This window comes from Thermobaculum terrenum ATCC BAA-798 (assembly GCF_000025005.1).
Lineage (GTDB): Bacteria > Chloroflexota > Chloroflexia > Thermobaculales > Thermobaculaceae > Thermobaculum > Thermobaculum terrenum.
Map to the genome: position 1 here is coordinate 1,408,266 of NC_013525.1, position 22,071 is coordinate 1,430,336.

The following is a 22,071-nucleotide window of genomic DNA, read 5'->3' on the forward strand; positions in this document are numbered from 1 at the left end:
TGAATATCTATGCAGTAGTGCGCTGCGCCTCAATGGCCCACTCAGGTCCTGCAAGGATAAGTCTCGTAGTTTCTTCGGACACGGCAAATTCAGCATATATGGATGACGTGTTTATAGCAACGAAAGTGTTGAGGTTCTCGGGTATCATCGATATATCCAACTCGCCGGGGATCACAAGGCGTAATGCATCTCGATCAAGAGTTACGGCGACTGTCTTACTTTCTGCGATATAATCACCGACAAAGCTCTGCAGGTACGATCGGTCGTATAACTCTTCTGCAGCTCGACGTCTGAAGACTACCTCAGAGACAGATGCTTCGAGAGGAATACTAACTCTATCTATGATTCCCCTGGAATTAGCTGTAAAGGTAGCAGGCAAGGGGCTAGGTAACTTCTCAAACTCTAGTAGAAAAGTATCATAGTGATAGTGGGCACCCTTTCCTGAAAGTTCATTCAGGCGCACTGATAGGCTTCCATCCTCCTCTTGGGAAATCTGCAGGGTCCCATACCCAGGGTGGCTATAGGTACCGGTATAGTCTTCTAAGCTGTGTGAATGGGCTGCATCAGGCTTCCTGCCCTTTTCTCTGACCTCGCGCCCCAGAGTTGTCATTTTCCTAGACTGTTCCTGCTCAGATTCAAGCCTAGCATTCCAGTCCAGTGGGCTCATACCAAAAAGCCTGTCGTAGATACCAAAAGTGATTGCTTGTGGAGCTGGACTCTGCCCCATATTTGACAGCACCACCAGGCCGATACTTAACTCGGGACAGAAGCTGGTCAGAGCAGAAAACCCATCTATATTGCCTCCATGATAAAGCAATCTACGTCCCCTATAAGTCTGTGATACCCATCCAAGACAATAATCCTGATAAGATAGTTCTTTATACCTTGGAGGAGTGCTTATGGGCATGTGGGGAGTACGCAGCTTTTCCAGGGAGCTTGTCGATCCAAAAATCTCATGAGTGGAATATCCCAAGTGAAATAGCAACCACTTAGCCATATCTCTTACACACGAATTTATCGATCCTGCTGGCCCCATAGCATCCAAATCAAAAAAGTCGGTTCTTCTTACTGCTTCGTTCTCCTGCACGTAGGGCAGAGCATAATCAGTCGATAGCTGTGACGCCCGCACTGAAAAGTTGGTATTGCTCATGCCCAAAGGCTTCAAGATGTGCGTGAGAACAAAATCCTCCCAAGTCATTCCTGTAAGTTCCTGGATCAGGCAGCCTGCCACAACATACATTAGGTTTTGATATTGCCAGGCAGCGCGCAAGTCTTTACTAGGTTCGAGATACCGCAGACGTGACAGTAGATCCTTCCGGGATAATTGAGGGGCACTGTACCACACCAGGTCATGTCTTGGCAAACCAGAACTATGAATAAGCAGATCGACTGGAGTGATCTTTGCAGACGCATCCCTATCATATAGCTCGAATGACGGTATGTACTCCTTGACCGGGACATTCCACTGCATCAGCCCACGCTCTACTAACAAAGCCAGGGCAGTAGCAGTGAAGGCTTTGGTACAGGAGCCTATAGCGAACAGAGTGGATTCCGTTGCTGGTAGTGCAAGGTCAAGATCTCTTTGTCCAAAACCTCTGAGCAACTCTTCTTTACCATTGATGACTAGTGCCAAACCAATGGCAGGGACTTTCCATCTATGTCTAGTTTCCTCAACCCAGTTTTCTATAGCCTCAATATCGATATTCATAACCTCCTCCAATGAGAGCGAGCACATTTTACTATAACTTCGTTACAATGCTTTTGACAGACACCAAGGAGAGAGAAGTTGGAGGCAAACATATCTGTCAAGTCGGCTGATATACGAGTGATGAGCTTTAACGTCAGAGGCGCTGTCCATAAAGACGGTGAGAATGCTTGGGATCATAGAGCATCGCTGAACTTAAGAACTATTCTGTCTAATAATCCAGATCTCATAGGCTTTCAAGAAGTGCAGGAAGGTAATCTACAAAAGTACCAAGAGATGAGAGACTACGATAAGTACATTGGGCTGCAGTATGGCGCTAGAGAACCTTGGGAGTATGCCGCCATCTACTGGAAAAAGGATAAGCTGGAAAGGATCAATTCAGGCGGGTTCTGGCTCAATGAGGATTGCACTCAGATGGGACTTGGATGGGATGCCGCCTGCATCCGCGTGGCCACTTGGTGCCTTTTCGAGCATAAAGCTAGTGGGTTGAGATTCTTTCACTTCAATACCCATCTAGATCACGAAGGCCGCACTGCAAGAGTAGAAGGGACAAAGAAACTGCTCTCTCAAATAGAATCTATAGTCCCTAATAGATTTCCTGTGCTGATAACTGGAGACTTCAACTGCACCCCCGAGACCGAACCGTACAAGCTTTTTATGGATGCGGGCTTTAAGGATGCCTATTTGGAGGCTGGTTGCATGGAAGATAAGGAGGGGTTCACGTTTCACAGATTTACTGGCAAGCCTACGCACTCTGGCAGGATAGATTGGATACTGGTAAGAGATGGAAATGCCAGGTGGTACATCAGGAGTTTCCACCTCGATCGAACCGGTGAGCCTCCAATCTTCCCTAGCGATCACTTTCCTCTGATCGCAGATCTATCATTAGGTCAGTAATATTATGTCGGATAAACTACATCATGATTAGATCAGTTTCTCTAATCCCCTATCGGGATTTGTTTGTCCATTTGCGGCTGCACTTCCAGATACTGCTGTCACCTGTATACCTATGGGGTTGGTTGCTTGCTGGAGGAAGCTTAGGCTGGGATCAATGCCTCGGATATATAGCGCTGCACGTATTCCTGTATGGAGGAGCTACGGCTCTTAACTCCTATTACGATCGTGATACAGGACCAGTAGGAGGCTTGCTTCATCCACCTCCTGTGAGTGGATATCTCCTGCCATTTTCACTGGCTTGCAAGCTCATCGGCTTCCTTATAGCCTGTACGATTAGTCCTGGATTTGCTCTGGCATACATAGTGTTTGCCGCCTTGTCTGTGGCTTATTCCCATCCCCGTATAAGGTTGAAGAGCTCTCCGTGGAGCAGTACTACCGCTATCGGCCTTGGGCAAGGGTTAGTTGTGTTCCTAGCAGGATGGCTGGCAGAAAGAGGGGACTTATCTGGTGTCATGTCGATCAGAGGTACTATAGGAGCCATGACAGCCATATTTATCATACTAGGTTTATATCCACTTACACAGATATACCAGATAGAGGAGGACACAAAACGAGGCGACAGGACGCTTGCTGTGGCCATTGGCCCTGCCAAATGCTTCATATGGGCTATAAGCTTACAGACCATTGGTGGATCGCTGCTGGCTTATGTGCTAGCAAAATCGTATAGCGGATGGTATGCGGGCATTGCACTGGCGGGCACTGCTCTCCAGGCAATCCTCCTAACTTATTGGTCCAGAAGGTTCGACGAGAGAGCAATCATCAGCAACTACAAGCAGGTAATGCGTCTGAGCGCTGTTACAGGTATATCCCTGACAGTTTATCTACTGTGGTTGATAGCTATCTATTAGATAGAGAAGAGTCTGTGGTTAGCTATGGGCCTTCAATCTCCTGAGTTCCCAAATGACAACTGAGGCCATTAAAGCAGTAGCTACAGATCCCACAACAGGTTGTATTGGAGCCCAGAAGTTTAGGGCTCCACTTGCACCTACCAAGAGCAGTACCAGCTTATTGCATGTTGGGCATCCTATCGCAAGGAAGGAGAGCATCGCACTTATAGTTGGCCTGTGTATGGAGTTTAGAGAGCATCCTTTTCTGGTAGAGAGATAAACCCAAATGCCAAACAGCAAGGCGTTCACGCACAACAACAGGTAATCGAATAATCTCACTGGTGTCATACGAGTGAATAAGGGATTCGGTATAACGTCCGTAGGGGTACCTACCAAGAGCACGAAAGCTGTTGCCGACACTATGGAGGTCACAAGTGGGTGCCTCAACATGGCTCATACACCGTCCACAAATAAACTATTGGGATTGGATCTTGTCGCTCCAAATTGACGAGCATAGGCTATGATAGCAGCTGCTGAGGTAAGCAAGGAAATGCAGACACCCCAAGGAATTATCACAGCTGAGAAATCAGGGATGCGAATCATGAGGTTGAGCACGCCCACAATCAAGCAAATAATCGATGGATAGAGGTTATTAATACCTTGCAGCTTGGTCTGTACTATAGAAAGAACAGTTGCTGCTGTAAATGTGCAGACGCCAGCAAGTATTAACCAGAAAGATGCTTCGGACCAAAATCGTACGTAGAATGCCTTGTGTTCGGGTGATATATACCACGGCATTGAGGACCACCAATAAGCTAGATCTGTCAAGGTTACCGCCAGGAAATAGCCAGCCCCAAACGCAAGTAATGTGGATACAAGCTGTGGGCATCTTGAGAATATCAACTTATCACCACGACCTGGATGTGGCATATCTACCGATATCAGAAAGATAAAGCTACCGATAGCAGTAAGACCATGCAGGAGTACATTGGGGCCAAAGAGAGGCATAAACCCGAAAAGAGTCTCAGTAAAGGGAAACAATCCCAGCAAGGCTAGCAGGAAGAACATAATTGCCGCGAATCTGAGCGACATGTAGGCGGTGTAATCGCTCCTGGATGCATACAAAATGACGCTTCCGATTATTATATGAAGTGCATTTAAGAGTAAGTTTCTGGGTAAAATGCCGAACAGATACCCATAGGCATTCTCGATGATCAAGTCAGGTGCAGAGTCAGGCCAAGGAGCATGAATCACGGGTATGGCCCCCATAACACCCAACAAGGTAAAACAGAATCCAATCAGAGTGCTAAACGCCTTGATCATGGCATACCCTCTAAGCCCAGGCCCATCGATCACAAGCGGTTGGTTATCTTGACCCAACGAGGCATGGATATAAATGCTCTCGAAGCTCTGCCAAACAATACATAGATTTTGCGCCTAAAGACTACAACCGGCAACCCTAGCAGCATCAGGATCCTCTTCTCCATGGGCATATAATCCCACCACAGCTGCTTGCGAATCCTGTAAGTCTCCTTCCATTGCACCTGCTTTGGAATACTCAGCTTCATACTCTTGCCGTCACTGACCATGACAGAAAGGGACCTCTTTTCAAGCAGGTTGGGCTTCTTTCTAGGGTACTCTACCCATGCGTGATCGAGAGAATAACGCAGCTTGTAAGGCATATCCTTGTATTCTAGGATGCTAGCAAAGACGATCATACGTGCTTGGCAATCTCCTGCCCTGTTAGCCAAAGCTTCACTCACAGTAGGAAAATACCAGGGAACATTATAGGTTTGCCACGGGACCTCGTAACGAATGTAGCTATTCACGGCGCTCTCGATAGCTGCCGGATCATCAGGCAACTTCGAGGCCATATCTGCCACAGCTTGTTCGTCGATAGGCGGAGATATAGCCCTTGGGATTGAAGAGAAGAACATTGCTGGATTGGGGTAAAGAACAAAGAAGCTCCACAGCAGATACAAAGCTATGGAGCTAGAGATATATCGAGCCCTGGTCATCTTTCCACCACCTTTCGCCTGTGGCGGAATTATAAACATAGTTCTAAGTTTTTAGAAGTGCTTAGAGTTCATCGAATTGTCCAAGACTTATGCTAGAGTTATCCCCGACATTAAGGGTAGTATGGCTGCCCCGCACTACTGCGCTGTTGCCGATCAGAGAGTGGTAGAGAGCTGCAAACTCTATTGTGCACTCTTGGCCTAGAATGGAGTCCTGAATTATGGACGACTTTACCACAGCACCTTCATCCAGGCTCACATAAGGACCAATAATGGAGTCTTCAATCCTAGCAGTCTCCGGGATGTAAACAGGGGACCTAATGACACTACCTGGGAAATTGTACTCATGCTGTGGATGCTTGCTGAGAAGATATCGATTCGTCTCTAACAATGCAGACGGAGTACCAGCGTCGAGCCAGAGGTTAATCTCTTCGGTCTCAAACTTAGCACCCTTATCTATCATTATTTGAATAGCATCCGCCAGATAAAATTCACCTTGGGTTTGCTTGTTAGAGGATATTAGCTCATCTATGGCCTCAATTAGCTGTTCTCCATAGCGGAAATAATACAGACCTACTATTGCCAAATTGCTCACAGGGGTCTTGGGCTTCTCAACTATCTTCTTTACATACTTGCCGTCGAGAACGGTAACGCCAAACCTACGAGGATCCTCTACTTGATGAACGTACAAGAGGCCATCCGATTCTACCTGCAAGAGTCTAGTCACATCTGTTTCAAAGATGGTATCAGCAAAGACTATGAATGTAGGACCGTTTATCCACTCCCGTGCAAGCTGGATAGCATGCGCTTGCCCCTTAGGTTCCTTCTGTTCCACGAAACGAGAGTTGAAGCTGTAGTGAGTCTTTATATATTCCTCTATCTGCTCGCCAAGATATCCAGTAATAAATATCATCTCCTCACAAGGCAGAGGGGAGAGACGATCTATGATGTGAGCCAGGAGTGGCTTACCCGCGAGGCTTACCAGTGCCTTGGGTCGAGTATACGTATGAGGTCTGAGCCTTGTTCCAAGTCCTGCAAGTGGAAGTACTATCTTCATAGGCTAGCTTCATCTCCTATTTTTCTTCTTGATGCTTGAACGCGATTATATCACTCTGAAGTTTAGTGCCAATCCCTAGATCTAGTTTTGTTTTAGTTGTGGTCCTTATCATTGGTTGAGAGCAGATTGAAAGCCCAGAATCAAAGCGCGGTCTCTCAGCCTTCATATCTACTCATATCAGGGCAAATATTCGTCACGGTCGTGGTCATAATTGTGCCTCCATACTCGGCCGCTTTCTGATAGGCTGCCTTGAGGCCAGCAAAAAGGGCGTCGATATCCCCACTAACCGTAGAGTGCGTTGGGAAGACTTGAACCTCTAGACCGCTTTCACGAAGAGCATCTATAGCCGCATCGACTGGGGTATAGTCCTGCTGTCCTATGGGATAAACTGCTACAAGGGCCGTTACCTTCATGTTACCTCCTTTTTGGCTACCAAAAATGCTGGTTGATTACCTGCCCTGACTCCAGCCTTGTCCGCTTCATCAAATGGGGGGCGAGCATCAGGCGCCAGGTGCACGCATCCTTTGACTTCCTCGGATTCTATCCCCAATAGCCTCCCGATATCTTCCCGACTCTTGAACTTGGCATGTGGCCAGGGAGGTATATCCAAATCTCCAAGGTATCTGTATAGCGCCGCCCAAGGCGAAAGAGCGTTAAGTACACCCAGTACTATCCTTCCATGAGGCCTAACTATGCGCTTCATCTCGGAGATTACGATCTCTGGATAACTGACGAACTCAAGTACTGTTATTGCAACCGCGGCATCGACGCTGTTATCTGCCAGCGCCATGTGCTCTGCTGTTGAGTTGATCCAGCGCACAGACAGATCTCGAGTAGTTCGGACGCCGATATCGCGCATGGGGCCAGATGGCTCTATAGCTACAACGTTGACACCAATACGAGCAAGTTGTGCAGCAAACCTACCGGTACCTGCTCCCACATCTGCGATAGTCTCGCCTGCTTGTGGTGCCAGCAGGGCCATAACCAGACTAGTTTCCAACTGATCTATATAGTTACCAAGAGGTTCTTGGTACCATTGGTCGTACTTGGAAGCTATAGGGGCGAAATAATCCTCAAACACCTCCAGGGCCCTCCGCAAGGTATTTAACAATAGTCTCTAACTTGCCGGCCTATTACTCGGAGCCATCAATTCTCCTATTAACCGGTCCTTGAGAGTCCACACTCTATCCCTCAATCTCTGCGTGGTGACAATACGAATCCTACGCTGATAGGATTCATAGGCAGAGAGGTCGTGAGAGCGCATACCTGTGGCCTCGCTCCAGGTCATTATTTGATTCAAACCTATTGGTGGCCTGCGAAATACCACCAAGGCATCCACATCCCAACGCTCAGGCTTAGGAATATCTATCAGTATTTCGTGGGGCATCACCTCCAGTCCAGTAAGTTCGGACAAGATACTAGCCAGTCTGATCTCAAGTTCCTTGCGACTTCCTGGATGGTAGAAAAGAGAATTAAGACGCTGGAAAGTCACTCCTGCTTGTACAGAGAACTCTATGGCTCGCTTGTGTAGCCTTCTTGCAACTAAGCTCTCAACCAAACTCCTTGTAGTATCTGGCATGTCCGAACGAAGCAGCAAAGCTATTAGAGAGTAATCATCATGGTTTATTAGGTCCTCGGAAGACAGCACCCCAGCCTCTATAGCGTCCTGTACGGCTCTGAGTAGCATCACCATACAGGCACGATTAGTATGATGCCAGTATACGTTATCGAACATTTCCTGACGCGCACGGATCAATGAATGCAGAGCGCTGATACCTTTGTCGGTGATAGCCAGATGTGGAGAGCCTTCAAATTGCAGGACACGCAGAGACGCTATAAGCCTTTCAGTATCCACCCTGCCATAGGGAACATTACATGCCTGAGCATCTCTTGGCAGATAATCTATCTTGTCTATATCCAGTGCACCTGACAGCAAAGATCTGTATATTAGCCATCTGCCGTTGATCTCATGTTCCGGGGATTTGCTAGGGGCTATCAGGCTTATAACTCGATGCGGGTCTACTCCCCAATCCCACAGTACAGACGACACATCGGTGGAGCCTATCACCATGGCTCCTACTTCCTCATGAGGAAGCACCGGGGGACCTAACTCTTCGATGCCGTGGGAATACGGGTAGTGACCTATATCATGAAGTAAAGCAGCGGCAAGAACAGTTCGGATCTCGCCAGGTTGAGGGTCCTCTAGACCACCGTTCTTCCCTAGACGTATCAGATGCTCCAAGGCCTTCCTGGCGAGGTAATACACCCCCAGGGAGTGTTCATATCGAGTGTGGGTGGCACCGGGCCAAACCATGTAGACCCAGCCAAGCTGCTTAATACGCTGCAGCCGCAGGAATTGAGGGGTAGATATGAGCGCACGTACGTGTTCGCCGATCGGAACTTGGCTGTAGAGGCTGTCGCGTATGACGGTGACATCTTCGCCGATAAAGTTTTCCATTTGAGGATTGTAGCACGACTTTGAAACCGTGTGGTGATGGCAGGCTGGTCCCATTTATTTGGGAACGCCTGCCATCACCTAACCTTATAGTTACTTCTCTACCGGCAGGCCCTTCTCACTCCAAGCTTTGATTCCACCTTCAAGGTTATAGGCCTGCCTGACTCCAACTGCGGCTGCCATCTCAGCTGCGACTGCGCTCCGCTGGCCAGATGCGCAAGAAAATATCACCTTCTGGTCTGGAGATACATACTTGGTGGGATCTGATAAGAAGGTTTGAAGAGGCACGTGCCTGGCCTTGGGCATGTGACCCTCATCCCACTCATTCTGCTCGCGCACATCTATAAGGACGGCCTCGCCGCTCTCGACCATGCGGTAAGCTTCCTCTGGAGGTATGCGGTCAAACGGTTCTTGAGTTTCTTCTTCATCCTTTGCAAGACGGTAAGGCATGTCTTTTCCTCCTGTAAAGTTTCTAGCAGCAAACTATAGGCTTTTCTTCCCCTGGCTCAGTATTGACTACTCTAATCCCCTGTTCCCTAACATCTCCATCAATTATGTAAAAAGCCCGTAGCCTGGGATTATCTCTATCCTCAAGGCTACATATGAACTGTAGGACATCCGGATAGAATCGGGCAAAATCCTTGTCCATCTGAGAGGGATACGCCTCGCTTGAGGGATGGGAGTGGTAGATGCCGTAGAGCTCCCACCCTTTCTCTTCGATCTCCATCATCACCTTAAATTGTTCCTGAGAGTCCATGATAAACATAGCCATAGGGTTCTCAGCTGAGTTTTTCACTCTATAGACCTGTATTGGGTCGGGGTTGCCTGCTATAAGTCCGCATATCTCATTAGGCCAACCTTCCTGTGCATGCTGGACTATAGCTTCGTAGATCTTTCTAGGTAGTTCTACCATACGCCCTCAACACATCCTCTGCTTAGATTTCAACTTTATGAATTCTACCCGTTTCAACATCATAGATGGCAGGCGTAATGATCGTGTCTTTGGCCAGGAGACCAGAGCCAAGTAACTTGCGTATGTCCTCCCTCAGGCTCTCCTCATGGCTGGTGAACGGTAGGAAATCCAACCCAGAGGCATCTACATTTAGATCCTGTTTGATCTTGTCACGAAGCTGCTCATTGGTGAAGCTGAGCATACCGCACTTTGTGTGCTGGATGATCGCGACTTCGCGAGTGCCAAGCAACTGCTGAGATATCACCAGGGATCTTATCACATCCTCGGTAATGCGACCTCCAGCGTTGCGTATCACGTGAGCATCACCCAGATCTAAACCCAGAGCGCTGATGGGATCGATGCGGGCATCCATGCACGTGACTATAGCTATATGCCTCCTAGGGGGCGCAGGCAGATCGCCATAATTGAAACTTTGAGCGTAGCTCTGATTATTCGCAAGCAACTCATCGAATACGGACACTTTCACCTCCCAAAACATGGGTATGACTGGGCACTCCCAATCATACCCATGATACAAAATTCAGCTCTATAGACTATTGAAAGATCTCGGTAGTGCAGTCGCCTCCGGGCAGGTGCATCTCATGAGCCCGAGCTGTGCCGAAATCAACGTAGAAGTTCTCATCCAGCTTCATCCCGCCATCGGGATCGCAGTCTATCTTGAGCATCCAAGACTTAAGTTCTGGGTAGAACTGGTTATCCCACGAGGAGTAAAGAGAGTTGGTCACGTACAGCCGGCGACCATCCATAGATAGCTGTAGCATCTGAGGGCCGCCTTCGAGCTTGCGACCATTCATGTACACTGGCTGCAGGACTCCTCCGAGCCATACCTGTCCTGTAAGCTTGGGATTGGCTGGATCGGAGATATCATATTGGCGCAGGTCACCATGCAACCAGTCAGAGAAGTAAAGGAATCTGTCGTCCATAGAGACCACTAAGTCGGTGATAAGGCCCGGCACCGGGAAAGGCCAGCCCTCGACATCCTTTGGCTCAACCTGAATCACCTTCTGCGCTTTCCATTCACCATCCTCTTTGTACCAGCGCCAGATGGCACTACTAAGGGCTGCGCCAACGAAGCCTGTTTCGGCATCTGGGTTATGCAGCCACCGGACTTCGAGCGGGATCGAACCTTCCTCGCCTAGATCGATGCTCTGTACGACCCTCTTCTCAGATAGGTCCCAGAAGTGTATGCTGTGGCCATACTTCCCCTCTTGGACATCCTGCAGGTTAAAGCCATCCTGGAAAGTCTTGGGTGCAGCCCATTCGCTAGAGATAAGGGTGTTCTTCCTAGGTTGATACCAGAAGTCATAGTTGAACTGTATTTCCCCGGGTCTAGCCTCCCACCTGCCAAGCACGTCGAAGTTCTTAGCATCCAGCACAGCGAACCCGCCTGGAGTATCGCCGTTCTCATCGCCGAGCATGCTTATGACGACTACCTCGCCGGGCATGCAGTGAACGGTGTGGGGTGCCGAAAGGCCGGTCTTCCGTTTGATCTCCTCGCCAGGTATCACTTTGGCAATCTCAGGATGGCGGGGATCGGTCATAACATCTATTATGTGGACGTTGGTGCTCCGGAATCCGGGCACCACTATGTACTGGCGATTGAGGTTAGTGTGGCAAGCGCTGCTGCATACTTGCCATCCAAAGTGGTGCAGCTCATCACCCTTATTGGGCATGTATGTCTTGTGAATTATCTGACCGTACGTATCGGAATCGGGATTGACGTCCACCACCGCTAGAAAATCTGGCTCATCAACTCCTGTACCAGTGTGCAGAGAGGCAACATAGACTATCTCTTCCCTCGGGGCCTTTAGGGCCTCTTCAGGCGATGCATAACCAACCCTATGGCCGATGCCGTGGGCGTGATCATCATGGGACTGCATCTTCGCTACCTCCTATAGCTTTAAAGTAATTATGGGAGGCGATGCGCACCTCCCATAACACCGTTACCTAGCGCTCTATGGGTGCCCCTACGACGCTGCCCCACTCGGTCCAGGAACCGTCGTAGTTGCGTACATCCTTGTAGCCCAGCAGCTCGTGGAGCACGAACCAAGTATGGGCGCTGCGCTCACCGATCCTGCAGTAGGTGACCACCTCCTTATCGGGTGTAATGCCCTGATCCTGGTAGATCTTGCGTAGTTCTTCAGGAGATTTGAAGGTGCCATCCTCGTTGACCGCGGTGCTCCAGGGAATGTTCTTGGCACCAGGTATATGCCCGCCTCTCTGGGCACCTTCCTGAGGCAGGTTCTCAGGAGCCAGCAGCTCACCAGAGAATTCCTTGGGGCTACGGACATCAACCAGTCCTACATCTGGCCTTCCAAGTACCTTCATAACCTCATCCCTTAGAGCCCTGAGCTGTGGAGTGGGTTCAGGAGCCTTGTAGTCTGTCCTAGGATAAGAAGGTACATCGTTGGTGAGCTCTCGCCCCTCCTCAAGCCACTTCTTGCGGCCACCATTCATGAGTTTGACGTTATTGTGACCATAAAGCTTGAAGAGCCAGTAAGCGAAGGCAGCGAACCAGTTATTGTTGTCACCGTAGAGGATTACAGTGGTATCAGGAGTGATGCCCGATCTCGAAAGCAGGTCCTCCCACTGCTCCTTATTGGGGATATCGCGGACTGGCTGCTGCTGTAGGTCCTGCTTCCAGTTCCAGGCGATGGCACCTGGAATGTGGCCCTGCTCGTAAGCCGAGGTATCTACATCCACCTCAATGATACGGATGTTGGGGTCATTGAGGTGCTGAGCCACCCACTCCGTGCTTACCAGTGCGTCAGGATTGGCGTACTGCTGAGTAGTCTGCTCCACCGATTGGGTCATGTCTTTCCTCCTCAATTATCGATTTGATTTCCATTTGCAACAAATCTCATGCAAGATTGCTCTTGCAGCGATCCAAGCTTAGGGACTACCCGATGAGGGCAGTCTCGTGAGGCACCCCGCAGAACTCAACGTAGTCTATGGGCTCGGTGATAGTGGGGTGCTCACCACATACCGGACAATTGGGATCCTTGCGCAGCTTCAGCTCTCTGAACTCCGTGTTGAGAGCATCGACTATCAGCATGCGTCCGATGAGGGGTTCGCCTATGCCTACTATAAGCTTTATGGCCTCCATGGCCTGTATGGAGCCGATGATGCCGCACATCACGCCCAGCACCCCCGCCTCGGCGCAGCTCGGCACAGAGCCTGGAGGTGGAGGTGTGGGGAAGAGATCCCTGTAGCACCCATAGCCTGGTGCGTAGACCGTGACCTGACCATCAAAGCGCATGATGCTGCCGTCTACCAGAGGCTTGCCCTCCCAGTAAGAGACGTCGTTCACCAGGTAGCGGGTCGGGAAGTTGTCCGAGCCGTTGATCACGACGTCATACTGGCGGATTATCTCTCGGGCGTTTTCCGAGGTCAGCGGCTCATTGTGTTTGACGACGTTGACCGTGGGATTGACCCTGTGTATGGCATCAGCAGCGGAGTCGACCTTGGGGCGTCCAAGATCAGCGTCGCCGTGAAGTATCTGCCGATGCAGGTTGCTGATCTCGACCACGTCGAAGTCGACTATACCGATGGTACCCACCCCCGCAGCTGCCAAGTACAGAGCGGCTGGGCTCCCCAACCCGCCGGCGCCTATGATGAGTACCTTGGAGTTGATCAGCCTTCTCTGACCCTTGCTACCGATCTCCGGCATGATTATATGCCTGTGGTACCTCCTGACCTGCTCAGGGGTGAGCTCGGCACCACCAGCCATAGCTGGCAGAATACCAATCTTATCTCCATCATTCACAGGAGTATCAAGCCCCTGCTTGCCACGTACATCCTCACCATTGACGAAGAGGTTAATGAACCTCCTAACAGAGCCATCTGCCTCGTACAGCTGGCTCTTAAGTCCTGGGTACTGCTCAGCCAGGTTAGCCAATACTTCTGAGACATTACTACCAGATGCCTCTACCTTGGTCTGCTGGTTAGTATGTACCCTTAGAGGACCTGGTATCTGAACCTCAACCTTTGCCATGAGTTATCCCCCTTGATGGTATGGTCTTTACAAAAATCTTCTTGAAGAGAATGATACTATCTTGGACCCTGAAGCCTCCACAACTCGGTGGAAAGATATCTTGTGCCAGAATCTGGGAAGAGCACAACCACAACCCCATGACGGAGGGTGCGTGCTACATCAAGCGCTGCCTTCAGAGCTGCCCCGGCGCTTGGCCCAACCAGGATGCCTTCCTGTCGGGCCAGCTGCCGAGCAGCCTCGTAGGCATCCTCTGTACTCACGCCGACCTTCTTATCTATGACGCTGGCATCATAGATACCTGGTACGATGGCCGTCTCCAGGTGCTTGAGCCCTTCCAGACCATGAAACGGCGCATCAGGCTCCACACCTATGAGCTGCACCTCGGGGTTAAGCTCTTTCAGTCGGCGGCCGGTGCCCGTCATGGTGCCAGTAGTGCCAAGCCCAGCCACGAAGTGTGTCACTCGCCCTCCGGTCTGGTCCCAGACCTCGGGAGCGGTGGTGTCGTAGTGGGCCCTCCAGTTGGAAGGGTTGTTGTACTGATCGGCGTAGAAGTACTTTTCAGGATTCCTAGCGACAAGCTCCCGCACGTACCGAATGGCCCCATCAGAGCCCTCGTAAGGATCGGTATAGATAATCTTAGCCCCATAGGCGGCGATTATCCTCTTGCGCTCCTCACTGGCGTTCTCAGGCATGACGATCTCGCACTGGTATCCCTTGACAGCGCAGATCAGAGCATAGGCAATACCCGTGTTACCGCTTGTGGAGTCTATAAGTATCTTGTCATGGGTGAGCCTGCCGTCCCTCTCAGCATCCTCTATGATGCGCAGAGCAGGCCTGTCCTTGACGGAGCCTCCTATGTTGAACCACTCGGCCTTGGCGTAAAGCTCCACGCCTGGAGAAAGCTCACGCTCGAAGCTTCGCAACCTGATCAAAGGCGTGTTGCCGATGAGGTCCAAAGGCGACTCTATAGTACCTGCCCTGTCGAGGTTGATGATTGGGTCGTTTACAGTATACGCACCATACATGATATGTGCCTCTCAAACTATACTATCTATAAGTGCAAAAATTCGCAATAACAATGCCAACGCATCCACTGTCTTCTACAGGATATCAGAATCAAGGAGATTTGTGCAATAGTATGGGGCTGATGGGTCGGCTTATTATATGCATCCATTTGCATTTACTATCGGATATCTGTTATGATTGAAATGCTATTAGTCGCATAGGGGGTACTTAGGGTGTCGGACACTATTACTGTAGAGAAGGCAGCTCAAAGTCTGCAGGAAATGGGATACAGGCTTACGCCACAGAGGCTCATGATCCTGGAGGCTGTGCTCTCCAGTGAAGATCACGTGACTGCAGAAGAGCTGTACGAGCATGTCAAAAGCAGGTATCCACATATCAGCTTCTCGACGGTCTACAGGACGATGGAGGTGCTTCGCGACGCGGGATTCGTGACTCAGACCGACCTCGGCGGTGGCAGAGTGCAGTATCATCCGGTCGATAAAGCCAAGCATCACCACTTGATATGTCAGTCCTGTGGACACGTAGAGGAGGTAAGCGATGAGATCTTTGCGGGGCTGAGGAAGGATCTGCATCAGAAGTATGGTTTTGATGCCCTGCTTACCCACTTTGCAATCTTCGGTCGCTGCCGAGTCTGCAGGGAGAGGGAAAGTCGGCAGCCCCATCGCTAGTAATAACACAGTAAGGTTACTATGACCTGAGCCGCTAAGTATTAGCCTGACCTTATATTCTAGCTACGAATGGACTCACTTAAGATATTAATCTATCTAAATCTCTTATAGTGTCCATAAATTTTGATGATACATGTTCTCCACTTCTTCTTCAGATACCCTTACTGGTATGTAGATTGCAGCGCAGGTTCTTGGCCTCTGAAGGCAAAATATAAACCACTTAAGAAAGGAGAGCGAGAGCATGTATCTGAGGATAGACAAGCTACAGGTGGAACTACCGCAACCCGAGCATCCCGATCCTAACGCCGCCGCCGCTGTACAAGAGCTGCTAGGTGGCAGGTTCGGTGAGATGTCAACGTTGATGAACTACACTTATCAGTCCTTCAACTTTCGAGGCAAGAAGAAGCTTAAGCCATATTACGACCTTATAGCCAACATCAGCACTGAGGAACTAGGACACATAGAGCTGGTTGCAGCCACTATCAATATGATGCTTACAGGCTCCACCAAGACGGACGAGCCCGTGAACGCGCCATTGGGCTCCGCGGTGAACTACCGCAACGTCCACCACTTCATAGTCAACGGCCAGACTGCCTTGGTGGGCAATTCTATGGGTGAAGCCTGGAGAGGAGACTATGTGTTCGCCAGCGGTGATCTGGTCCTGGATCTGCTGCATAACTTCTTCCTGGAGTGTGGCGCACGCCTCCAGAAGCTGCGTGTATACGAGATGACGGACAATCCCGTGGCTCGGCAGATGCTCGGTTACTTGCTTGTAAGGGGTGGAGTACACCAGGTAGCTTATGCCAAAGCTCTCGAGACGCTCACAGGTGTAAACGTGACGAAGATGCTGCCTGTCCCCAACATCGAGAACGCCAAGTTCCCTGAGGCCAGAAAGTTCGAGGAGCAGGGCATACACAGGACTCTGTACAGGTTCAGTCCTGAGGACTACAAGGACGTCACACGCATCTGGACCGGTACTCACCCCACCGACGGTGGTGAGCTGACGGTGGTAGATGGCCCTCCAGCTGGAGGTGAGATTCCTGAGCTAAATGATGTGCCAGAGGAGTTCGCCCCGGGATACGATCCCGAGATGCTGGCAGAGATCGCCAAGAAGCTGATGTCCTAGCAGCACCAGCACACGGGGGAGGTACTCGTACCTCCCCCTATTTTTATGCCTTCTTACATATGACCTCATGGAACGTATTATGCGGACGTATCTGTAGAAAAAGTGTAAGGAGTAGTGTCATGACTGCTATAAGGGCCAGGGGCGAGTCAGGTATAGCCCGAGGTATAGGGATGGGGCTACTTTTCGGTGCCATTAGCCTAGTGTTGATGCTGGTGCTTACCCCCATAGTTGGCACAGTAGCTCCAGCCTTAGCATCATGGGCCGTGCTGTTGATATGGATAGTGATGCCCATCCTAGCCGGCTATTTCACAAGCATCAGGCTGGGAGGAGCATTAGCTGCAGGCGCGGTGGCTGCCGGTTTCGTAGTAGCCCCGCTGCTAGCTATGCAGACCCTTAGGTTTACCGTGTTCGCTATGAAGGTCGGCTTCACAGACGCCAACTTCACGGGCCAACGTATCTCCGTGCTGCTCACGATAGTGGGCGCCACGATCGTCGCCGCAGCAGTGGGACTTATCCTTGGGTGGATGGGGTTCTTCCTCCGCAGGCACTCCCTATAGCTGCACATAGGTACTTTACTACAGAGTTGCTGTAATCCCTCAACCTTTAGGAATAGTGCTACCTAGCTTACTCAGCCTGCAGCTACTTTAGGGTATTGACTTACTGGCTGAGTAAGGATATATTCATGCCACAACTGTATTCAAAGTTTGAATAGTAAAAGTCTAACTACTAAGTATTGGAGAACTTATGGCCCACTATGGTAGACAACCTCTATCTATAGAGTACGCGCTATTGGGCTTGCTGGAGGACAGTCCTGCACATCCTTACGAGATGCATCAGAGGCTAATCAAAGCTAGCCCCCTATCACACGTCTGGAGGATCAAGCGTGGGCACACCTACGCACTACTCGGTCGCTTGGAAGAAGAGGGACTGCTAACCAGCTGGCTGGAGCCTCAGGATGCCAAGCCTCCGCGCAAGATGCTCGCCCTGACGAGGGAAGGACGTGAGACCTTCACGCGATGGATGTACGAGCCCGTTAGGAAGCCCAGGGAGATGAGACTGACGTTTCTTGCCAAGCTGTACTTTGCAACACGCAAGGGAACGGCCAGCGAGCTAATAGCCGCCCAGCACAATGAGTGCCGCAGGTGGTTGAGCGATTTGGAAAGTGTTCACTCGGGTGTTGATACCTATGAACAGATGGTGCTCGAGTTCCGCAGGCAGCAGGTGAGGTCGATCATGGAATGGCTGAGCACCTGCCGTGAGATGATAAACCGCAAGGAGGGAGGAGATGTGCTCTCAGCTTAGGTATCTGCTATTGTCAGCGTTGCTAGTATTGGCGCTGGGATGCGGGGCAGGCGGGATTGGCTCATCAAGCAGCGGATCGCAGACCCTGACTGTGTTTGCTGCCGCATCCCTGACTGGTGCATTTACTCAGATAGGTAAAGAGTTCGAAGCTGCCCATCAAGGCGTGAAAGTGGTGAACAGCTTTGCCGGCTCACAGGACCTGGTGGAACAGATGCACCAAGGAGCACCCGCTGACGTATTTGCATCTGCCGACGGGAAGAACATGCAGAAGGCCATAGACTATGGACTGGTAGAGAAGGACAGCCCCAGAACTTTCGTCCGCAACCATCTGGTGGTGGTCACACCTCGAGATGACCAAAAGGTAAGGTCTCTTGAGGATTTGTCAGCTCCTGGAGTGAAGGTAGTGCTGGCATCCCAGGAAGTACCAGTCGGCAATTACACGATGCAGTTTCTGGATCTAGCATCCCGTGATCCGCAACTGGGAAATGATTTCAAGCAGAAAGTACTAGCCAATGTAGTATCGTATGAGGATAACGTCAAGGCGGTGCTGCAGAAAGTGACTTTGGGTGAGGCAGACGCAGGAGTGGTCTACAGTTCAGATGCAACCACAGCTCCCAGAGACAAAGTAAGCACCATAGAGATCCCGGATGCTTACAACGTAACAGCCAGCTATCCCATAGCCATCGTCAAAAATAGCAAGCACGGTGATCTCGCAAGGCAATACGTTGAGTTCGTGCTTTCGGCTAGGGGACAGACTATATTGAAACAGTACGGCTTCATTCCGGCAGGCAAGACCAAGTGAGCAGCAGGGAAATGATGCAGACGCAGCTCAATGAGACCAGTACGAGCGAGGTAGCATGCACACCGAGCACAGACCGAAGGTCATGGTATCCGAGGCACCTAGCACTCATCATCGCCAGTGCTCCAATGATGCTCTTCCTGGTGATTCCAATGATAGCGCTGGTAGCTCAGGCACCACTGGAAGAAGTGATCGCGTACCTTACTGACCAACAGGTATCGATGGCTATAGCGCTAAGCGCCTACACTACAATAACCACTACGTGTGTGACTGTAGCGCTGGGCACACCGCTGGCCTATCTGATGGCGCGTTATCGCTTCCGCGGTAAGAAGATGCTCGACACCCTGATCGATCTGCCGCTGGTACTGCCCCCCTCGGCTGCTGGCATCGCCCTGCTGCTCACATTCGGCAGACATGGCATCCTGGGGGAGCGGCTTGCCGATTTGGGCTTGCAGATACCATTCACCCCATTGGCGGTAGTGCTCGCGCAAACCTTCGTCTCAGCCCCTTTCTATATACGAGCGACGATGAACGGGATCGCATCGGTGGACAGCTCACTGGAGGAGGCGGGCATGGTGGACGGGGCGGGCTCCTTACGGTTGTTCTGGAGCATCACATTCCCGATGGCAAGGGTAGCGATGATCAGTGGAGCAATCATGACATGGGCCAGGGCACTGGGGGAGTTCGGTGCGACGATCATCTTCGCGGGCAATTTCCCAGGGCGCACGCAGACTATCCCCATCGCCATCTACCTTGGCTTCAACATCGACCTGGAATCAGCAGTGGTGCTCTCAGCGATCCTGCTGTGCGTGTCGTTTGGAGTGATCATGATCGTGAAGTGGGCGCTGAAGCAGTCAGTAACGCGGGCAGAGATCTACTAGCAAGCGGAGATTAAGTAGCAGGCTGGTATGGAGTGGCGTGCCCGGAGGGACTCGAACCCCCGACCACTTGGTCCGCAACCAAGCGTTCTATCCAACTGAACTACGGGCACAAATTTCCTCACACAAAGTGTAGCAAAGAGATGAAGGGGTGGCAAGATATGGGAGGAGCCCCCTATAGATAGGGCTCCTCCCTCCCCCTAACACGGTTTGTCCCTCTCAACGAAGAACTTCTAGCTACCGAGATTACACCGAGCAAAAGGAAAGGGTATGAGGTAGAGGGAGATCCCATACTCCTCTGGAGCCCCCCTCTACAAACCCACATATTGCCTCCATGAGTACTGAGGATCATAGCCCAGCATGCGCCTCGCCTTATCTATCGAGAGCAGCGTCTCGAAATCTCCTATCTCTTTGTGGAGCGGCACGTTGGGAAATACCTCGGCAAGCAACTCTCTGCTTGGACGGTTCATGACGGTATCGGCCGCAGCTATGATGAACACCTCGGCACTATTGATATCTGCCTGCAATCCCAGCCTGCATGCCTGAGCAACATCTCGAGCATCCACATAGCCCCAAAGGTTCCACTTTCGCTTCGTTGGGTCATCCCAGAACGTAGGAAACTGCGCATAGTCTTGGGGTTCCATGATATTGGAGAAGCGCAGTCCTATGAATGGGATACCCGTCCAGCGGTTGAATTGCCGTGCCATCTCCTCGCCCAGCACTTTCGACAGGGCATAGCTAGACTCCGGATATAGAGGGTGGTTCTCATCTATAGGCGCATATGCTGGCTGCTCGCGGTCGAAAGGCAACCCCAAAGTGGTCTCGCTGGAAGCCCATACTACCCGGGACATGCCTATATCCTTTGCCACAGAGAAGACGTTGTAGGTGCTCAGCGTGTTAGTGCGGAATGTTACCTCGTCGGTGCGAATACCGGGAGCGGGGATGGCCGCCAGATGCACAACCATCTCATAGCCCTTGAAGGCATCGTAGGTCTCGCCAAGATCAGTTAGATCGGCCACGAGCGAGGGGCAAAGCCTCTCAGCTGGCGGCACCAGATCTACACTTAGCACCTCATATCCATGTTCCAGGAGGTCTCTAACGACCGCTCTGCCGGCCTTGCCACTACCGCCTGTCACGACTACTTTAGGCATGAGATGTTCCTCCGTGATCTATTGGGTCTGAGCTACAGAGTCAAGCTCGGTCAGGAACTGCTCGATCTCATCCAGTTCCTCCTGAGAGAGTCTGAAATCGGCAGCACCGATAATGCCCTCCACCTGGTCGGGCCTACGTGCTCCAACTATCGCGCCCGTTACAGCCGGATGTCTCAGCACCCAGGCGATCGCTACCTCGGCCGGGGACTTCCCGTGACGGCTACCGATCTCTCGTAGCTTCTCGACCAACTTCAGATTACGTGAGAGCCTCGGTTCGTTGAACTCAGGGCTGCGTTTACGCCAGTCATCGTCCGGCAGGTTGCGCACCCACTCGGCAGTCACTTTACCTGTGAGCAGGCCAGAGGCCATTGGCGAGTAGGCAATTACTCCTATATTGTGCTCCTGACAGAAAGGCAGTATCTCCTTCTCGATGCTCCTGTTGAGTAGGTTGTAAGGTGGCTGTAGGGATGAGATAGGCGCGATGCGCATCGCCCGCTGCATCTGCTCCACGCTGAAGTTAGAAACACCTATATAGCGTACCTTACCCTCCTGCTGCAGCTCTGCCAGTGTGCTCCAACCCTCTTCTATGTCCTCGTCAGGGTTTGGCCAGTGGATCTGGTATAGATCGATCACTTCCACACGCAGGCGCCGCAGGCTCGCTTCCAGCTCACGACGAATAGAATCTCTCTTAAGGCTGTTGGAGATCCTCCCACTCTCGTCCCACACAAGACCACACTTGGTGAAGATGTAAGGCCTATCAGAGATGCCATCTAGGGCCCTTGCAACTACCTCCTCAGAATGGCCGAGACCATAGACAGCAGCAGTATCGATCCAGTTGATGCCCAGATCAAGAGCCTTGTGGATAGCAGCTATGGATTCATTGTCGTCCTGAGGCCCCCAACCGGAAGCCCAACCACCACCTCCGATCGCCCAGGCCCCGAATCCTATAGGAGTGATCATCATGTCTGTGTTGCCCAAACGTCGAGTATCCAACTTCACAACCTCCTGGAAAACAAGATTTAACGCGGGGAACCAGCATATCCATCTGCATTATACTTGCCATCATACCTGGTTGTTAGGGTGTATATAGGGTATCCTATGAGAGCACTAGCGTGACAGTGCGACTAGTTTATAATGG

24 protein-coding genes and 1 tRNA gene are annotated in these 22,071 nt (G+C 51.0%); 8 read left to right on the forward strand and 17 right to left on the reverse strand.

Annotation, left to right across the window (positions count from 1 at the left end):
- Positions 1 to 7: 7 nt before the first annotated feature.
- Positions 8 to 1,708, reverse strand: coding sequence for a serine hydrolase (locus TTER_RS06590; protein ID WP_012875241.1), 1,701 nt, complete (start codon positions 1,706 to 1,708; stop codon positions 8 to 10).
- A 78-nt stretch (positions 1,709 to 1,786) separates the two neighbouring features.
- Between TTER_RS06590 and TTER_RS06595 the strand changes: the two genes are divergently transcribed.
- Positions 1,787 to 2,602: an endonuclease/exonuclease/phosphatase family protein gene (locus tag TTER_RS06595; RefSeq protein WP_012875242.1), complete on the forward strand. Its 816-nt coding sequence runs from the start codon at positions 1,787 to 1,789 to the stop codon at positions 2,600 to 2,602.
- A 23-nt stretch (positions 2,603 to 2,625) separates the two neighbouring features.
- Entirely contained in the window at positions 2,626 to 3,510 is an 885-nt protein-coding gene (locus TTER_RS14715; RefSeq protein WP_012875243.1) for a UbiA family prenyltransferase, read from the forward strand.
- A gap of 432 nt (positions 3,511 to 3,942) precedes the next feature.
- On the opposite strand, the gene TTER_RS14720 is transcribed toward TTER_RS14715, so the two are convergent.
- From TTER_RS14720 to TTER_RS06670, 13 genes are all read right to left on the reverse strand, one after another.
- Positions 3,943 to 4,812, reverse strand: coding sequence for a DUF4383 domain-containing protein (locus TTER_RS14720; protein WP_012875245.1), 870 nt, complete (start codon positions 4,810 to 4,812; stop codon positions 3,943 to 3,945).
- Positions 4,813 to 4,841: 29 nt separating this feature from the next.
- Positions 4,842 to 5,507, reverse strand: coding sequence for a transglutaminase-like domain-containing protein (locus TTER_RS06615; protein WP_012875246.1), 666 nt, complete (start codon positions 5,505 to 5,507; stop codon positions 4,842 to 4,844).
- A gap of 61 nt (positions 5,508 to 5,568) precedes the next feature.
- Positions 5,569 to 6,561, reverse strand: coding sequence for a sugar phosphate nucleotidyltransferase (locus tag TTER_RS06620; protein ID WP_012875247.1), 993 nt, complete (start codon positions 6,559 to 6,561; stop codon positions 5,569 to 5,571).
- A gap of 155 nt (positions 6,562 to 6,716) precedes the next feature.
- Positions 6,717 to 6,974: a YkoF family thiamine/hydroxymethylpyrimidine-binding protein gene (locus TTER_RS06625; RefSeq protein WP_012875248.1), complete on the reverse strand. Its 258-nt coding sequence runs from the start codon at positions 6,972 to 6,974 to the stop codon at positions 6,717 to 6,719.
- Positions 6,971 to 7,642: a class I SAM-dependent methyltransferase gene (locus tag TTER_RS06630; RefSeq protein ID WP_012875249.1), complete on the reverse strand. Its 672-nt coding sequence runs from the start codon at positions 7,640 to 7,642 to the stop codon at positions 6,971 to 6,973. Before TTER_RS06630 ends, TTER_RS06625 begins: the two co-directional genes overlap by 4 nt.
- Before the next feature lie 36 nt (positions 7,643 to 7,678).
- Positions 7,679 to 9,019: an HD domain-containing protein gene (locus TTER_RS06635; RefSeq protein ID WP_012875250.1), complete on the reverse strand. Its 1,341-nt coding sequence runs from the start codon at positions 9,017 to 9,019 to the stop codon at positions 7,679 to 7,681.
- 90 nt (positions 9,020 to 9,109) lie between these two features.
- Positions 9,110 to 9,466, reverse strand: coding sequence for a rhodanese-like domain-containing protein (locus TTER_RS06640; protein WP_012875251.1), 357 nt, complete (start codon positions 9,464 to 9,466; stop codon positions 9,110 to 9,112).
- Between the two features lie 22 nt (positions 9,467 to 9,488).
- Complete coding sequence (locus TTER_RS06645; RefSeq protein WP_012875252.1) at positions 9,489 to 9,929, reverse strand: M67 family metallopeptidase; 441 nt, start codon at positions 9,927 to 9,929, stop codon at positions 9,489 to 9,491.
- A gap of 22 nt (positions 9,930 to 9,951) precedes the next feature.
- The gene (locus TTER_RS06650; protein WP_012875253.1) at positions 9,952 to 10,449 is read right to left on the reverse strand and encodes a beta-class carbonic anhydrase; all 498 of its coding nucleotides are present in this window, start codon (positions 10,447 to 10,449) and stop codon (positions 9,952 to 9,954) included.
- Between the two features lie 73 nt (positions 10,450 to 10,522).
- Positions 10,523 to 11,869 (reverse strand): selenium-binding family protein, encoded by a 1,347-nt coding sequence (locus tag TTER_RS06655; RefSeq protein ID WP_012875254.1) that lies wholly within the window; start codon positions 11,867 to 11,869, stop codon positions 10,523 to 10,525.
- Between the two features lie 67 nt (positions 11,870 to 11,936).
- The gene (locus TTER_RS06660) at positions 11,937 to 12,803 is read right to left on the reverse strand and encodes a sulfurtransferase (protein WP_012875255.1); all 867 of its coding nucleotides are present in this window, start codon (positions 12,801 to 12,803) and stop codon (positions 11,937 to 11,939) included.
- Between the two features lie 85 nt (positions 12,804 to 12,888).
- Positions 12,889 to 13,983 carry a ubiquitin-like small modifier protein 1 gene (locus TTER_RS06665; protein ID WP_012875256.1) on the reverse strand — a complete coding sequence of 365 codons (1,095 nt, stop codon included), beginning with the start codon at positions 13,981 to 13,983 and terminating at the stop codon, positions 12,889 to 12,891.
- A gap of 56 nt (positions 13,984 to 14,039) precedes the next feature.
- The gene (locus TTER_RS06670; RefSeq protein ID WP_012875257.1) at positions 14,040 to 15,008 is read right to left on the reverse strand and encodes a PLP-dependent cysteine synthase family protein; all 969 of its coding nucleotides are present in this window, start codon (positions 15,006 to 15,008) and stop codon (positions 14,040 to 14,042) included.
- A 213-nt stretch (positions 15,009 to 15,221) separates the two neighbouring features.
- On the opposite strand from TTER_RS06670, the gene TTER_RS06675 reads away from it, so the two are divergent.
- The 6 genes from TTER_RS06675 to TTER_RS06700 all read left to right on the forward strand — a co-directional run bounded on the left by TTER_RS06675 (position 15,222) and on the right by TTER_RS06700 (position 19,785).
- Positions 15,222 to 15,677, forward strand: coding sequence for a Fur family transcriptional regulator (locus TTER_RS06675; RefSeq protein ID WP_012875258.1), 456 nt, complete (start codon positions 15,222 to 15,224; stop codon positions 15,675 to 15,677).
- Positions 15,678 to 15,918: 241 nt separating this feature from the next.
- Positions 15,919 to 16,803, forward strand: coding sequence for a manganese catalase family protein (locus TTER_RS06680; RefSeq protein WP_012875259.1), 885 nt, complete (start codon positions 15,919 to 15,921; stop codon positions 16,801 to 16,803).
- 119 nt (positions 16,804 to 16,922) lie between these two features.
- Entirely contained in the window at positions 16,923 to 17,360 is a 438-nt protein-coding gene (locus TTER_RS06685; protein WP_041424406.1) for a hypothetical protein, read from the forward strand.
- 187 nt (positions 17,361 to 17,547) lie between these two features.
- Positions 17,548 to 18,105 carry a PadR family transcriptional regulator gene (locus TTER_RS06690; protein ID WP_012875260.1) on the forward strand — a complete coding sequence of 186 codons (558 nt, stop codon included), beginning with the start codon at positions 17,548 to 17,550 and terminating at the stop codon, positions 18,103 to 18,105.
- On the forward strand, positions 18,089 to 18,907 hold the full coding sequence (gene modA, locus TTER_RS06695; RefSeq protein ID WP_012875261.1) for a molybdate ABC transporter substrate-binding protein: 819 nt from the start codon (positions 18,089 to 18,091) through the stop codon (positions 18,905 to 18,907). The genes TTER_RS06690 and modA overlap by 17 nt, the downstream gene beginning before the upstream one ends.
- A complete protein-coding gene (locus TTER_RS06700) occupies positions 18,904 to 19,785 on the forward strand; it encodes an ABC transporter permease (RefSeq protein WP_241215196.1) in 882 nt (293 codons plus the stop codon). The genes modA and TTER_RS06700 overlap by 4 nt, the downstream gene beginning before the upstream one ends.
- Before the next feature lie 33 nt (positions 19,786 to 19,818).
- On the opposite strand, the gene TTER_RS06705 is transcribed toward TTER_RS06700, so the two are convergent.
- The 3 genes from TTER_RS06705 to TTER_RS06715 all read right to left on the reverse strand — a co-directional run bounded on the left by TTER_RS06705 (position 19,819) and on the right by TTER_RS06715 (position 21,926).
- Positions 19,819 to 19,895, reverse strand: a tRNA-Arg gene (locus TTER_RS06705).
- A 198-nt stretch (positions 19,896 to 20,093) separates the two neighbouring features.
- Positions 20,094 to 20,933 carry an NAD-dependent epimerase/dehydratase family protein gene (locus TTER_RS06710; protein WP_012875263.1) on the reverse strand — a complete coding sequence of 280 codons (840 nt, stop codon included), beginning with the start codon at positions 20,931 to 20,933 and terminating at the stop codon, positions 20,094 to 20,096.
- Positions 20,934 to 20,951: 18 nt separating this feature from the next.
- Positions 20,952 to 21,926 carry an aldo/keto reductase gene (locus TTER_RS06715; RefSeq protein ID WP_012875264.1) on the reverse strand — a complete coding sequence of 325 codons (975 nt, stop codon included), beginning with the start codon at positions 21,924 to 21,926 and terminating at the stop codon, positions 20,952 to 20,954.
- Between the last annotated feature and the right edge of the window lie 145 nt (positions 21,927 to 22,071).